The sequence below is a fragment of the Staphylococcus sp. aM genome (assembly GCF_052975125.1).
Genome location: NZ_CP121447.1, coordinates 2,126,710 through 2,141,251, shown reverse-complemented (window position 1 = coordinate 2,141,251; position 14,542 = coordinate 2,126,710). Strand labels below are relative to the sequence as shown.

Here is a 14,542-nt window from a genome sequence, read left to right as displayed (position 1 = left end):
AACCTCCCTATTATATACACTTACATATACTTCTATAAGTGCTTTTACCCGATTTTATCTATTTATATCTTTTTTTTGAAAAATACGAAGTGTCTGTCATAATTTAGTATTAAATTAATTTAAAGAATTATATTTAATGCTATATTATTTAGTTAATTATAACTAAATAAAATTAAGAAGTAAACAAATAAGTGTTTATAAAACAAATTATTGATTGTGATATATCTTTTTTTCTTAAAAATAGCATTTTTCTAATTCAAATTTATCATAACAAATTCAAATTTTCTGTAATTTAATAAAAAAACAACTAAAAAGTAAAGTTTTTGAAATGATTATTACAAATAACTTATTTGAAAGACTTTTTTAAAGTCATCGAAGGTGCGACAATAACGTCTTCATTTAACATTAACCCTTGTGTAACATTTATATACCCATTTTGTTTGGCTATATTGTATTTAACCTCACGTTTAACTATTTTATTTTTGAGTTTAACGAGGACATATTTGTTATCTATTAATGTACTTTTAGGGATACGTATATCATTGGAAAAAAGTTTGATTTTGAAGTGGGTGCCGATAACATAATGTGGTCGAGTCGATATTTCAATTTGATACATAGATGTTTGCTTATTAATCTGTTTTGGGACATTTGAAATATATTTTATTTTTCCAATGAAACGATTTTTATCATTAGAATAGATTGAAATATTTTGATTTATTTTTAATAAATCCTTTTCGGATTCTGATATAGTAGCACGAATAATACGTTCTTTGCTATTGATTTGCATTATGGGTTGATTATTTTTAGAAGGAGATTTATTTAGTATATGTACATAACCGCTAATAGGGGCGTAAGCTTGTGTATGAATTTCTGATTTATCTTTAAAGAATTGTGATTGGTGAAGTGTTCTATCAGTGAGCTGTTGTTGATGTGAAGATGATAATTTAGGGAAGGTTTGCTGAATTTGTTTGAACGTCAGTTGTTGTTGATCATCAAGTTGTGTTGCCTTCGATGGATTGAAATATTCTAAAAGTGGGGAATTCTTTTTAGCGTAAGTAAGAGGTTTAACGAAGAATTGATGAATATAGCCATACTGTTTGTCGTAATAAAGAGTAAAATTTTCGACAGCTTCTTGTGTGCCAATAGTGGAAAGTAAGGTTTCATGTTTTGTCTTAATCGTTTTAACATGGTTAAGTTGATTGGGAGAATGAGAAGAACGATAAAGATAAAAACCGAATCCTGGGGAAATGATTATGAATAGGAGTATTAAAGGAAATAAAATCGCTTTGTTGAAGTTCAATATGTTCACCTCTGGGGATAAGATGGCATTATTATACTACACAATAAGAACGATAAAAATATTAAAACGAAATATTATTGAAATAGATGTTGTTACTATTAGGTAGTGTTGCAGAATATGAAAAATACACAACAAGAATGATAAAAAACTGAGTTCCTAAAATAAGAACTCAGTAGCAATTTAAACGTTAAAATAAACGTAATAATATAATGCCTATAGCAATACAACTCAAACCAATACATTTTCGAAGTGTGATTCTGTTTTTAGGTGTACCTAGTAAACCAAAGTGATCGATTATTACGCCCATTAACATTTGACCGAGCATACCTACAATCGTAGTTAAAGCAGCACCTAGAAATGGCATTAGTATGACATTAGAGGTAACAAAAGCCATACCTAAGATACCTCCCACAAAGTATATTGGTTTGATATGACCAAAATCTGGATGTGTTTGGTGAATTTTTAAGCTTCTATGGAAGATTAATGTCAAAATGAGTAAAGCGATTGTACCTATCGTAAACGACACTAATGAAGCAAAGAATGATGAATGGACTTCTTTTGCCAATGCACTATTGATTGTCGTTTGGATAGGGGGTGCACATCCGAAAATAAAGCCAATGATTAACCATATATATAAATTCGAATGAGATTGATGTAAAAGTTTGTCTTTAGGAATTTGATTCATCAGTAAAATACCTATAAGTAAAAGAACAATGCCCACTGCTTTGAAAAAAGTGAACGGTTGTTGACTTGCACCAAACAAGCCTAATGTATCAATGACAACACCCATCATAATTTGACCAGCTACTGTAATGACAACGGTAAGTGCTGCACCTAATCTAGGTAGTAATAATAAGTTGCCTGTTAAGAAACATACGCCTAATAAGCCACCTACAAACCAGTGATAATTAAAGGTTTGTTCAGTAAAAAAATGAGGAGTGAGCATATGAGGGTTGATTATTAAATTCAGGATGATTAAACATACGGTTCCCACACCGAAAGATACTGTTGAAGCATAAAAAGATGATCGGGTATATTGACTTAGTCTTGAGTTTACGGATGTCTGTATAGGAATTAACATACCAACAAAGATACCTAAAAAATATAGTAAAGCCATAATTAATGTCACTCTTTTCTCGTCATAGTGAATCAATTATATCGAAAATGACACTATTATAAAATAGTAGATTAGACTTGAATAAAATGTCTTAAATATATTTATTCAAATAGAAAGACCCTATACCCAATGTGATAAATATCAGAGGGTATAGGGCGTCAATCAATTATTTATTTTCAAAAAGGATTTGGGTATTTTTGGATACAATATAGGCAGCGTAGACTTTGTTGATTGAACCAACGGTTGATTTTAAAATATCTAATTTTAATAATTGATTCATACTTTCTTTTACGACTTGTTCGGTTAGTGCGCTATCATTTTCGGGTATTTGTAACTTTATTGGTTTGTCTAAGTCACTTTTAAAAACAAGGTCTAATGTAGTTTTCATATGCATTCTCCTAAACTATTGATTGTGTTCTAATGGCTTCAACTTTATCAAATGATTCGCCAGTCAAGCGTTCAATAATAGTTGAAAATGTTTTGATTTGTTCTTCAGTGGTAGCGGGTTTTAAATTTGAAAAACGGCGTTTATGTTGGATTGCTTTACCTTCTGAATCATAAGTAATACGAGTTAAAACAACCACCAGTTGATTTACTTCATTCATTGTTATAACCTCCTTTCACTATATATATCGAAATAAAAATTAAAAAGGGTCACAATTTAATAAATAAATTTAAGCAGATTGCTTTAATGTTACTTAAACATGATTTATCATTAAATAAGAAACTTAATAAGGAGGACGTATGAATCAAGTAGAGCCGATTAGAAGAACAGAAGATATACAAAAAATGTATAGTGTGTTGCGATCTCGTTCTCAAAGAGATTATTTATTATTTAAATTTGCAATACATACTGGAATAAAGTTATCAGAATTGTTAAATATGAGTGTTCAACGACTGAAATCAATTGAAAGTGGGAATATAAAAACAACTTGGATTGATGACGGAGAACCAACGATTCAAATTTTATTACCACCAGATTTAAGAAATGAGTTGCAAGACTATATTGACTATTATGAGATTAAGGAAAATGATCTTGTATTTCAGTCAATACGGACGGGGAAAGGATTATCAAGACAACAAGCATATCGTATTATTAATAAAGCAGCTGAAGAGTTAGACATACCACATATCGGATTAACTACATTGAGAAAAACCTTTGCATATCATGCATACCAATCGGGAATATCAATTTCAATAATCCAGAAGTATTTAGGGCATCAAACAACGCATGAAACAATGAAATTTATCGGTATTAAAGATAAAATGCACAATCGTACTGTCATTGCGTTAAATCTATAAAATATATAAAAGGAGGCTTTTGATGGTCTTGATATACCTAATGGTTATACTGTTAGCCATTATGGGCTTGGTGCTAGTAACCATGTCACATCGCAAATTAAATGCATGGTCTGGTTATGTTGCACTAAGTGCCCCCATAATTACATCAATTTATTTTATCTCGAAGATTCCACAAATTGTGCAACAACAATTTATAGCAGTTCAAATACCTTGGATGACTTCGCTAGATATTAATGTTGACTTGAGGCTAGACGGGCTTAGTTTAATGTTTGCTTTAATTATTTCACTAATTGGTGTAGCAGTATTTTTCTATGCTACACAATACTTATCACCTCAAACAGATAACCTACCTAGATTTTTCTTCTATTTACTATTATTCATGTTCAGTATGTTAGGTATTGTTCTTTCCAATAATACAATTTTAATGTATGTCTTTTGGGAATTAACTAGTGTGTCATCGTTTTTACTTATTTCATATTGGTACGATAACGGTAATAGTCAATTAGGTGCTATTCAATCGTTTATGATAACGGTATTTGGTGGATTGGCATTACTAACAGGATTTATTATGTTGTTTTTGATGACAGGTACAAACAGGATTACGGATATTATAGATCAACGTCATCATTTGATTAACCATACTTTATTCATACCAATGATGTTGATGATTTTATTAGGCGCTTTTACGAAATCAGCACAATTTCCATTTCATGTATGGTTGCCTAAAGCGATGGCTGCACCGACACCAGTTAGTGCATATTTACATTCAGCTACGATGGTCAAAGCAGGTATTTTCTTATTATTCCGCTTCACGCCAGTCTTAGGTTTAAGTGATGCTTATATTTACATCGTCACTTTTGTAGGATTAATCACAATGCTATTTGGTTCGTTAACCGCATTAAGACAATACGATTTAAAAGGTATTTTAGCTTATTCTACAATCAGTCAATTAGGTATGATGATGTCAATGGTAGGTATTGGTGGCGGTTATGCGCAACATCCATCTGATTCATTAACAGAGTTTTATGTTTTAGTTTTATTTGCTGGTTTATTTCATTTAATGAATCATGCCATTTTTAAATGTGCTTTATTTATGGGTGTAGGTATTATTGACCATGAAGCGGGAACAAGAGATATTCGTTATTTAAATGGAATGCGAAAGCTTTTCCCTAAAATGCATATAGCTATGTTGATTGCAGCGCTATCTATGGCGGGTGTGCCATTTTTAAATGGATTTCTAAGTAAAGAAATGTTCTTCGACTCATTAGTGAAGGCGAGTCACTTAGATCAATTTGGCATCACGCTAACAGTAATTGTGGTCACAATAGGCGTAATCGCAAGTATCTTTACTTTCACGTATGCACTTTACATGGTAAAAGAAACATTTTGGGGCAAATTTAATACGTCTTATTTTACGAAAAAAGATATTCATGAACCTTGGATGTTTAGTTTACCTTCATTAGTTTTAATCATACTTATACCAATCATATTCTTTATTCCGAATCTTTTCGGTCAAAATATGATTTTACCAGCTCTTAGATCAGTTACAGACGCAGGTTCGAAAATAGATACGATAGCACCACATATTTCGCAATGGCATGGGGTTAATTTACCGCTTATTCTAAGCGTGACTGTCATTGTTGTAGGCATTGTGTTGGCCTTATCAATAGATTGGAAGTCATTGACACATCGAATCATTAAACATGCTTCGATAACGAATTCGTATCAACAAGTTTATCGACAGTTCGAGTCATATTCTGGATATAGTATTAGAATGTTGATGAAAAATAAACTCAATCACTATATCATCATTACATTGCTGATCTTTGTAGCCATCATTGTCTATGGTTACATTAGTGTCGGCTTTCCACATGTACATCAATTGCATGTGTCTCAATTTGGACCGTTAGAAGTTATTTTATCTATAGTGACATTAATTATCGGAATTGTACTCATCTTTATTCGTCAACGTCTTACAATGGTAGTGCTTAATGGTGTGATTGGCTTTGCAGTAACATTATTCTTTATTGCAATGAAAGCGCCCGATTTAGCATTAACACAACTTGTGGTTGAAACGATAACGACCATTTTATTTATTGTGAGTTTCTCTAGATTACCTAACGTTCCAAGATCTAAGCCAAATATGAAAAAAGAAGTTGTGAAAATTGTTGTGTCACTGATTACTGCAATTACAGTGGTCTCACTGATATTTATTACCCAACAAGCAGACGGTATGCCAACGATTTCTAAATTCTATGAAAATGCGGATAAATTAACAGGCGGTAAGAATATCGTTAATGCCATTTTAGGTGATTTTAGAGCATTAGATACATTGTTTGAAGGCCTTGTACTCATTATTGCAGGTCTTGGTATTTATACATTATTAACTTATAAAGATCGGAGGGGACAAGATGAAAGAGAATGATGTCGTATTACGAACTGTAACTAAAGTCGTTGTGTTTATACTATTAACGTTTGGATTCTATGTTTTCTTTGCAGGACATAATAATCCGGGCGGTGGCTTTATCGGTGGTTTGATTTTTAGTTCTGCTTTTATTCTGATGTTCCTTGCATTTGATGTTAAGCAAGTGCTTATCAGTTTGCCGATCGATTTTAAAAAGTTAATGATCATAGGTTCTTTGATTTCTTTAGCCACAGCTATTGTCCCTACATTTTTTGGTAAACCGTTTTTATATCAAACTGAAGCCAATATCGCGTTTCCCTTATTAGGTCATGTACATGTCACAACGGTTACACTCTTTGAATTAGGTGTGTTATTAGCCGTTGTGGGTGTCATCGTTACAGTGATGTTGTCGATAAGTGGGGGTAAATCATGAATCTTATATTATTACTAGTGATTGGCTTTTTAGTATTTATAGGTACGTATATGATTCTATCTGTTAATTTAATTCGTATCGTCATTGGTATCTCGATTTATACTCATGCAGGTAACCTTATCATCATGAGTATGGGTCATTATGGTGGACATATGACAGAGCCATTAATTACAGGAGGGAAGGCTTACTTTGTTGATCCTTTATTACAAGCCATTGTTTTAACAGCTATTGTCATTGGATTTGGTATGACTGCCTTCTTACTTGTATTAATTTATAGAACATATCGAGTAACTAAAGAAGATGAAATTAACGTATTAAGGGGTGAAGATGATGATGAGTAATTTATTGATTCTACCTATGTTACTTCCATTTCTTTGCGCTTTAATACTTGTCTTTATCAAAGATAAAAGTAAAGTATCTAAATTCTTATGTATTGGCACAATGTTGGTAACAACACTGATATCGTTGTCATTATTAATTTATGTTATGAATGAAAAACCAATTACATTAGATTTCGGTGGATGGAAGGCACCATTTGGTATTCAATTTTTAGGAGATTCATTGAGTTTACTAATGGTAACTGTTTCATCATTTGTCATTACGTTGATTATGGCTTATGGATTTGGGCGTGGAGAGCAACGTGTCAATCGTTTTCATCTTCCATCATTCATTCTATTTTTATCTGTAGGTGTCATTGGTTCGTTTCTAACTTCAGATTTGTTTAATTTATATGTCATGTTTGAAATAATGCTACTTGCTTCGTTTGTACTAGTGACATTAGGACAATCTGTTGAACAATTACGTGCAGCAATTATCTATGTCGTATTGAACATTATCGGATCATGGTTTTTACTTTTCGCGATTGGTTTATTATATAAATCGGTAGGAACACTTAATTTTTCTCATATTGCATTAAGATTAAATAACATGGAAGATAATCAAACCGTGACGATGATTTCACTTATATTCTTGGTGGCATTTAGTTCGAAAGCAGCGTTAGTCATCTTTATGTGGCTACCTAAAGCATATGCGGTTTTAAATACAGAATTGGCCGCACTTTTTGCAGCACTAATGACGAAGGTCGGTGCATATGCATTAATCCGCTTCTTCACTTTATTATTTGACTCTCATGAAGGAGTCACACATCCATTGCTTATTTTTATGTCATGTCTAACAATGATTATTGGTGCTTTTGGTGTTCTAGCATACAAAGATATTAAGAAAATTGCTGCCTATCAAGTCATATTGTCGATTGGTTTTGTCATTCTTGGTTTAGGTACACACACATTTTCAGGTGTTAATGGTGCGATTTTCTATCTAGCTAACGATATTGTTGTTAAAACATTATTATTCTTTATTGTAGGTAGCTTAGTGTATATTTCGGGTTATCGTCAGTACCATTATTTAAGTGGACTAGCCAAGCGCGAACCATTCTTCGGTATAGCATTTATTATTATGATTTTTGCGATTGGTGGTGTACCACCATTTAGTGGATTCCCAGGTAAAGTATTGATATTTAAAGGTGCCATTGAAAATGGAAACTATATTGGTCTAGGATTAATGATTGTAACGAGTCTTATTGCGATGTATAGCTTATTTAGAATACTATTTTTAATGTACTTTGGTGACCAAGACGGTGAAGAGGTTGAATTTAAAAAAATACCTAAACATCGTAAAGGAATTCTAGGTATTCTTGTAGTAGTCATATTATTAATGGGAATCGGTGCACCAGAAGTATTAAATGTCACTGAAAATGCGACTAAGATGAATATGGATGAGCATCAGTTCCATCAAATTGTGAATACGCATTTGAAGGAGGGAGATAATTAGATGAATCAAGTCGTTCTGAATATTGTGATCGCGTTTTTATGGGTTTTATTTCAAGATGAGGACGAGTTTAAATTCACGACCTTCTTCTCTGGGTATTTAATTGGTGTGATCGTCATCTATATTTTACATCGTTTCTTTGGACAAGAGTTTTATTTGAGAAAAATATGGGTTGCCGTTAAGTTTTTAGTTGTTTACTTATATCAATTAATTACATCTAGTATTAGTACAATTAATTATATTTTGTTTAAAACGAAAGACATGAATCCTGGATTGTTAACGTATGAGACCAATTTAACTAATGATTGGGCAATTACCTTCTTAACGATATTAATTATCATAACGCCAGGTTCAACTGTGATTCGTATATCTAAAGGAACAAATAAATTTTTAATTCATAGTATTGATGTAACGGATAAGGATAAGAAAAATTTATTGCGAAATATTAAACAGTATGAAGATTTAATCTTGGAGGTGACACGATGATACAAGCTATGACACAATTTTTTATTATTGCAGCTTTGGTTATTTTTGGTATTGCATTACTAGTATGTCTTTTGAGGTTAATTAAAGGACCTACTACTGCTGACAGAGTCGTGTCATTTGATGCAACGAGTGCCGTTGTCATGTGTATTGTTGGGGTCATGAGTGTGATTATGGGCACCGTTTCATTCCTAGATTCAATCATGTTAATAGCCATCATCTCATTTGTAAGTTCGGTGTCTATTTCTAGATTTATTGGAGGGGGGCGCGTTTTCAATGGAAGTAGTAAAAGAAATCGTTAGTCTCATCTCTGCAATATTCATCTTTCTAGGTAGTGTGATTGCATTAATCAGTGCGATCGGCATCGTGAAATTCCAAGATGTCTTTTTGAGAAGTCATGCTTCCACGAAAAGTGCCACGTTATCAGTATTACTAACGATTGTTGGCGTATTAATCTATTTTGTTGTGAATACAGGTTTTTTCAGTGTTAGATTACTATTATCACTGATCTTTATTAATTTGACATCACCTGTAGGCATGCATTTAGTTGCACGTGCAGCATATCGAAATGGTGCATACATGTATAGAAAAGATGATGTACCAAGACAGTCTTCTATATTGTTAAGTCAAAATGAATTTAATTCACCCGAAGAATTAAAAACACGTGCAAAACTACGTGAACAACGAAGAGAAAAATTGTATTATAAAGAGAATCAAAAGCTAAATAAATAATACCTAAGATTAAAATAAAGCTATCGTGTATCCATAAAAATGGGTGTGCGGTAGCTTTTAATTTATATTAGAAAAAGTTATTGGTTTAAGGTGCGATTTATTTAAGTAATACTCAAAATAGTGATAAAATATTGTACAAGGAAAATTATGAATTTAAGTAGTAAATTTATTGAAAAGGGATAAAAAGATATTTTATGTGTTTGGAACTTTAAAGTATAACTTTGGGATAATGAGTACTGCGTAGTTAATAATGTATTACGTTACTTTAACATTCCAAAACCATAAAATGTGATGGTACTAGGTAACTTTTCAATTCATGTTCAAATGATTGATGTATGGATAACCTAACATTATGATAACTGAGTTGAGCCCTCCTCATAACATCTATATTAATAAATTCAATTGTCATTTAACAATTTGATAAAGCTTATTATTTAATGATTGCTTCTATATTAATTAACCTCTAAAGTACATCAATTCCAATACGTGTTACTTAATTTTCATTCCAAAACAATTCATTAAAGAGGTGAAAGTTTGGAAATATTTGAAACATTACTCATATTTATCGGCGTCGTTATTATTAGTTCATTCGTTCACACGTTTATGCCGAAAGTACCACTAGCGTTTATTCAAATCGCTTTAGGTATGCTGTTATTTATTACTCCTATTCCTGTTGAGTTTAATTTTGATTCCGAATTATTTATGGTTGCCTTAATCGCACCACTTCTATTTGTAGAAGGCGTTAATGTCTCACGGGTGCACTTAAGAAAATATATTAAACCTGTGATGATGATGGCATTAGGCCTAGTCATTACAACTGTCATTGGTGTAGGCTTTTTCATTCATTGGATTTGGCCTGAACTACCTACGGGCGCAGCTTTTGCGATTGCTGCTATTCTATGTCCAACTGATGCAGTAGCGGTACAAGCAATTACGAATGGTAAAGTATTGCCAAAAGGTGCAATGACTATTTTAGAGGGCGAGTCATTGTTAAATGATGCGGCAGGTATCATTTCATTTAAAATAGCGGTTGGTGCATTAGTAACAGGCACATTTTCTATTATGGAATCCGTCGAACAGTTTTTAGTTGCTTCATTAGGTGGGGCCATCGTAGGTTTGCTCATTGGTATGGCGTTAGTTCGATTTAGATTAACGTTAATGCGTCGAGGCATTGAAAACATTAATATGTTTACATTTATACAATTATTGACGCCATTTGTTACATACTTAGTTGCAGAGTTATTTCATGCATCAGGTATTATTGCAGCAGTAGTGGCTGGACTTGTTCATGGATTTGAACGTGATAGAATCGCACAGACACGTACAAGATTGCAAATGAGTTATAACCATACATGGAATATATTAGGTTATGTATTAAATGGATTTGTTTTTTCTATATTAGGATTTTTAGTACCTGAAGTTGTGATTAACATCATCAAAACTGAACCACATAATTTACTGTTTTTAGTGGTGATTACTGTACTAGTAGCATTGGCCGTGTACCTATTTAGATTCTTATGGGTATACGTATTATATCCTTATTTCTATTTAGCTGTCAGTCCATTCCAGAAAATGATTAGCCAAGATGACGACGGCAATAATACAACGGAGAAACCACCTAAACGAAGTCTGTATGCACTTATAATGACGTTATGTGGTGTTCACGGAACGATTTCGTTAGCTATCGCATTAACGTTGCCTTATTATTTAGCCGATCATCATGCATTTGATTATCGTAATGACTTGTTATTTATTGCATCAGGTATGGTGATTATCAGTTTAGTTGCGGCACAATTATTACTACCATTTGTTACTGCCAATGCACCTGAAGTAAAAGTGGGTAGCATGAACTTTAAAGAAGCTAGAATTTACATTTTGGAACATGTCATTGATTATTTAAATCAGAAATCAACGTTCGAAACCAGTTATCGTTATGGCAATGTTATTAAAGAATATCATGACAAATTAACATTCTTGAAAACGGTAGAGAAAGATGATGAAAACTCTAAAGAACTTGAAAGACTTCAAAAGATTGCGTTTAATGTGGAAACGAAAACGCTCGAACAGTTAGTAGATGACGGTAGTATCACAAATAGTATACTTGAGAACTATATGCGATATGCTGAACGTACACAGGTATATAAACAAGCATCATTAATTCGTCGTTTGATTGTATTATTTAGAGGTGCACTATTAAAACGACGGGTGAAGACAACTATTAACTCTGCATCATCTTTAAGCGTGACAGATAACTTGTTAGAATTAGTTAAAATCAATAAAATCGTTCACTATAATGTAGTAAGACGATTAGGACAAGAAGCTAACAATGATAACAAGTTAGAGGTAGGTATGATATGTGATGGCTATCTTATGCGTATAGATAACTTAACGCCAAATAATTTCTTTAATTCTCCTAGTGAAGATACATTGACTCGTATTAAACTAAACGCACTACGTGAACAACGTCGTATTTTAAGAGAGTTAATTGAAGATGAAGAAATTACAGAAGGTACGGCTTTAAAACTTAGAGAATCAATTAATTATGATGAAATGGTTATCGTAGATAGTATGACATAATTATATTAAACAATAGGAAAGCTCGTGAGGTAAGACCTCACGAGCTTTTTCCTGTATATAAAGCAGACACTCGTAAAACTCATCGGGTGAAATATAAGTTCTACGACCTACATTTATGGAGAGAATAGGCCATAAATGTTGAATCATTTGAGATTGAACCATCAGTGCATGGATTCTATACAACCTGTTCAACAGCGTCCTATAGTGAAATCCAATTCAATCTCAATGTTATAGGGATGATTTTATAACTTTGACAGATATATAAATGGATGAAAAGGAAACGTAATTCATGCCATTTTTATTATATTCTGTCAGTTTGAAACGATTTGGTAAAGGGGGATGAAATGATACCTTTACCACTGGGGAGTTAAGATAATGTATAAGCCCACTACATAAATGAGATGAGATAGACTAACACCACCATACCGTGCGTGAGAGAACGATTTTATATTTTAGGAGGATAATATAAAAATTCACGCACGATATGAGACTATTAGCTATATCATAGAGACTTAATAGGGAGGCTGAGTGTGATTCAAGTTATATCTTAATCACTCAGCCAATGGTTCTATTAAGTTATGTTGTCAGTTGTGCGATGAGCATTATTTCATACTACCATGTATTGTATCGATATTTGATTTCATCATTTTATAATAAGAATCACCTTTTGAGCCTTTTTTACCAATTGAATCAGTAAATACCTCTCCGTATATATTTTTATGTGTTTCTTCAGATAAGCTTTCCATCGCTTTTTTATCTACACTTGTTTCGACTAATAGATGCTTAATGTGATTTTCTTTTACAAATTGAATAGCATGTCGCATTTGTGAAGGTGTACCTTGTTTTTCTGTGTTGATTTCCCAAATATAGCCAGGTTTCATATCATATTGCTTAGCAAAGTATTTAAATGCACCTTCACTAGTAATCATGGCTCGTCGTTCTTTTGGAATGTCATTAAATTTGTCTTTACTTTCTTTATTAAGTTTTTCTAATTTAGATAGGTATTGATTACCTTGATGTTTATAATCTTTTTGATTTGATGAATCATATTTGATTAAACTATCTTGTATCGTTTTGACATATTTAATACCATTTTCAATACTTAACCATGCATGAGGGTCTAATTTATCTTTGTTACCTTCTTCTCCATTTAGATAGATAGGTTTAACATCTTTAGAAACAGCGATAACTTTTTTATCATCCATCGATTTACCAGCTTGATCTAACGCTTTCTTGAACCAGCCATTACCAGTTTCTAAATTTAAACCATTATAGAAAATAACATCTGCATCGGTTAACTTTTTAATATCCTTAGGTTTAACTTCATATTCATGTGGGTCTTGTCCAACTGGAACAATGCTATGGACGTCAACGTGATCACCACCTACATTTTTTACCATGTCATAAAGAATAGAGTTTGTTGTGACAACTTTTAATTTATGACCATCAGCATGTTGTTTGTCTCCATTAGATTGACTGCAGCCAACCAAGACGATAAAAATGGCTAACAATAAGGGAATGATTTTCTTCATTTAAATTACGCCTCTTCTCTGTTTATTTTTTAATGTTGTGATACCTAAAGTGACAACGTAAATCGCAAATGTACAAAGTACAATAGCTGCGCCACTAGGTACGTTATATATGTAACTAAAATAAAGTCCTATAATTGAACTGATTACACCAATTAAGCTTGCGACTGCCATCATGCCATATAAATTCTTGCATATAAGAAAGGCAGTGGAAGCGGGTGTGACTAATAGTGCGACGACTAAAATAATGCCTACGGTTTGGATACTCGCAACAGTTACTAATGCAAGGAGTAACATGACAAAATAATGTATTAGCTTAGTATTTAAACCATTCATTCTACTAAATGTATTATCAAACGTAGAAATCATTAACGGTCGATAGAATATAATGATGAGACTTAATACAAATAGTCCGATGATTACGGTAGTCCAAAACGTTGTATGCGTAATGGCGAGTAAATTACCAAATAAAATATGGTATAAGTCCGTCGTGCTATTGATAATACTAATTAAAATGACACCTAATGCGAGGAATGCTGTGAAACTAATGCCTATAGCTGCATCTGGTTTTGTTTTACTTTTAGAAGTAATAAATCCGATTAACATACTTGCAATCATTCCAGTTATTAACGCACCAACAAACATGGGTATGCCGAATAAGAATGATAATGCCACACCAGGTAATACAGCATGACTCATCGCATCACCCATTAGTGATAATCCTCTTAATACAATTAAGCTTCCGACAGTGCCACAAACAACACCAACAATCATTGAAGTGATCAGTGCTCTATTTAAAAATTGATAATTTAAAAGATGTGTGAAAAAGTCATTCATA

General features: G+C 32.6%; 15 protein-coding genes. 9 read left to right on the top strand and 6 right to left on the bottom strand.

Features of this window, described 5'->3' with window-relative positions; genetic code table 11:
* Positions 1-346: 346 nt before the first annotated feature.
* The 4 genes from P7F85_RS10565 to sroA all read right to left on the bottom strand — a co-directional run bounded on the left by P7F85_RS10565 (position 347) and on the right by sroA (position 3,022).
* A complete protein-coding gene (locus P7F85_RS10565) occupies positions 347-1,309 on the bottom strand; it encodes an efflux RND transporter periplasmic adaptor subunit (RefSeq protein ID WP_223266633.1) in 963 nt (320 codons plus the stop codon).
* Between the two features lie 178 nt (positions 1,310-1,487).
* Positions 1,488-2,417, bottom strand: a complete 930-nt coding sequence (locus tag P7F85_RS10560) for a DMT family transporter (RefSeq protein WP_002465868.1) — start codon at positions 2,415-2,417, stop codon at positions 1,488-1,490.
* A gap of 166 nt (positions 2,418-2,583) precedes the next feature.
* Positions 2,584-2,805 (bottom strand): DUF2922 domain-containing protein, encoded by a 222-nt coding sequence (locus P7F85_RS10555; protein ID WP_002465859.1) that lies wholly within the window; start codon positions 2,803-2,805, stop codon positions 2,584-2,586.
* 10 nt (positions 2,806-2,815) lie between these two features.
* Positions 2,816-3,022 carry a sigS mRNA-stabilizing protein SroA gene (gene sroA / locus P7F85_RS10550; RefSeq protein WP_046464284.1) on the bottom strand — a complete coding sequence of 69 codons (207 nt, stop codon included), beginning with the start codon at positions 3,020-3,022 and terminating at the stop codon, positions 2,816-2,818.
* Positions 3,023-3,161: 139 nt separating this feature from the next.
* On the opposite strand from sroA, the gene P7F85_RS10545 reads away from it, so the two are divergent.
* From P7F85_RS10545 to P7F85_RS10505, 9 genes are all read left to right on the top strand, one after another.
* Positions 3,162-3,719 (top strand): tyrosine-type recombinase/integrase, encoded by a 558-nt coding sequence (locus tag P7F85_RS10545; protein WP_002465875.1) that lies wholly within the window; start codon positions 3,162-3,164, stop codon positions 3,717-3,719.
* A 22-nt stretch (positions 3,720-3,741) separates the two neighbouring features.
* Entirely contained in the window at positions 3,742-6,144 is a 2,403-nt protein-coding gene (gene mnhA2 / locus P7F85_RS10540) for a Na+/H+ antiporter Mnh2 subunit A (protein ID WP_002465908.1), read from the top strand.
* Complete coding sequence (gene mnhB2, locus P7F85_RS10535) at positions 6,131-6,556, top strand: Na+/H+ antiporter Mnh2 subunit B (RefSeq protein WP_002465881.1); 426 nt, start codon at positions 6,131-6,133, stop codon at positions 6,554-6,556. Before mnhA2 ends, mnhB2 begins: the two co-directional genes overlap by 14 nt.
* On the top strand, positions 6,553-6,897 hold the full coding sequence (gene mnhC2 / locus P7F85_RS10530; protein ID WP_002465882.1) for a Na+/H+ antiporter Mnh2 subunit C: 345 nt from the start codon (positions 6,553-6,555) through the stop codon (positions 6,895-6,897). The genes mnhB2 and mnhC2 overlap by 4 nt, the downstream gene beginning before the upstream one ends.
* On the top strand, positions 6,887-8,386 hold the full coding sequence (mnhD2, locus tag P7F85_RS10525) for a Na+/H+ antiporter Mnh2 subunit D (RefSeq protein ID WP_019235802.1): 1,500 nt from the start codon (positions 6,887-6,889) through the stop codon (positions 8,384-8,386). The genes mnhC2 and mnhD2 overlap by 11 nt, the downstream gene beginning before the upstream one ends.
* Positions 8,387-8,869, top strand: a complete 483-nt coding sequence (mnhE2, locus tag P7F85_RS10520; RefSeq protein WP_002451044.1) for a Na+/H+ antiporter Mnh2 subunit E — start codon at positions 8,387-8,389, stop codon at positions 8,867-8,869. It abuts the gene before it with no gap.
* Positions 8,866-9,168 carry a Na+/H+ antiporter Mnh2 subunit F gene (gene mnhF2 / locus P7F85_RS10515; protein WP_002465880.1) on the top strand — a complete coding sequence of 101 codons (303 nt, stop codon included), beginning with the start codon at positions 8,866-8,868 and terminating at the stop codon, positions 9,166-9,168. Before mnhE2 ends, mnhF2 begins: the two co-directional genes overlap by 4 nt.
* Positions 9,143-9,598, top strand: coding sequence for a Na+/H+ antiporter Mnh2 subunit G (mnhG2, locus tag P7F85_RS10510; protein WP_002465894.1), 456 nt, complete (start codon positions 9,143-9,145; stop codon positions 9,596-9,598). Before mnhF2 ends, mnhG2 begins: the two co-directional genes overlap by 26 nt.
* A gap of 534 nt (positions 9,599-10,132) precedes the next feature.
* Positions 10,133-12,175, top strand: a complete 2,043-nt coding sequence (locus tag P7F85_RS10505; RefSeq protein WP_002465855.1) for a cation:proton antiporter — start codon at positions 10,133-10,135, stop codon at positions 12,173-12,175.
* Positions 12,176-12,777: 602 nt separating this feature from the next.
* On the opposite strand, the gene mntC is transcribed toward P7F85_RS10505, so the two are convergent.
* Both mntC and P7F85_RS10495 read right to left on the bottom strand, forming a co-directional pair.
* Positions 12,778-13,707: a manganese ABC transporter substrate-binding lipoprotein MntC gene (gene mntC, locus P7F85_RS10500; protein WP_031463900.1), complete on the bottom strand. Its 930-nt coding sequence runs from the start codon at positions 13,705-13,707 to the stop codon at positions 12,778-12,780.
* Positions 13,708-14,541 (bottom strand): metal ABC transporter permease, encoded by an 834-nt coding sequence (locus P7F85_RS10495; protein ID WP_002465905.1) that lies wholly within the window; start codon positions 14,539-14,541, stop codon positions 13,708-13,710.
* Position 14,542: the final 1 nt, after the last annotated feature.

What these genes read in the sequence shown, in the direction of transcription:
- sroA (WP_046464284.1), bottom strand. Translation starts at nt 3,022, where the DNA reads ATGAATGAAGTAAATCAACTGGTGGTTGTTTTAACTCGTATTACTTAT.
- mnhG2 (WP_002465894.1), top strand. Translation starts at nt 9,143, where the DNA reads ATGGAAGTAGTAAAAGAAATCGTTAGTCTCATCTCTGCAATATTCATC.
- mnhE2 (WP_002451044.1), top strand. Translation starts at nt 8,387, where the DNA reads ATGAATCAAGTCGTTCTGAATATTGTGATCGCGTTTTTATGGGTTTTA.
- mnhA2 (WP_002465908.1), top strand. Translation starts at nt 3,742, where the DNA reads ATGGTCTTGATATACCTAATGGTTATACTGTTAGCCATTATGGGCTTG.
- P7F85_RS10545 (WP_002465875.1), top strand. Translation starts at nt 3,162, where the DNA reads ATGAATCAAGTAGAGCCGATTAGAAGAACAGAAGATATACAAAAAATG.
- mnhD2 (WP_019235802.1), top strand. Translation starts at nt 6,887, where the DNA reads ATGATGAGTAATTTATTGATTCTACCTATGTTACTTCCATTTCTTTGC.
- P7F85_RS10555 (WP_002465859.1), bottom strand. Translation starts at nt 2,805, where the DNA reads ATGAAAACTACATTAGACCTTGTTTTTAAAAGTGACTTAGACAAACCA.
- mnhC2 (WP_002465882.1), top strand. Translation starts at nt 6,553, where the DNA reads ATGAATCTTATATTATTACTAGTGATTGGCTTTTTAGTATTTATAGGT.
- mnhB2 (WP_002465881.1), top strand. Translation starts at nt 6,131, where the DNA reads ATGAAAGAGAATGATGTCGTATTACGAACTGTAACTAAAGTCGTTGTG.
- mntC (WP_031463900.1), bottom strand. Translation starts at nt 13,707, where the DNA reads ATGAAGAAAATCATTCCCTTATTGTTAGCCATTTTTATCGTCTTGGTT.
- P7F85_RS10560 (WP_002465868.1), bottom strand. Translation starts at nt 2,417, where the DNA reads ATGGCTTTACTATATTTTTTAGGTATCTTTGTTGGTATGTTAATTCCT.
- mnhF2 (WP_002465880.1), top strand. Translation starts at nt 8,866, where the DNA reads ATGATACAAGCTATGACACAATTTTTTATTATTGCAGCTTTGGTTATT.
- P7F85_RS10495 (WP_002465905.1), bottom strand. Translation starts at nt 14,541, where the DNA reads ATGAATGACTTTTTCACACATCTTTTAAATTATCAATTTTTAAATAGA.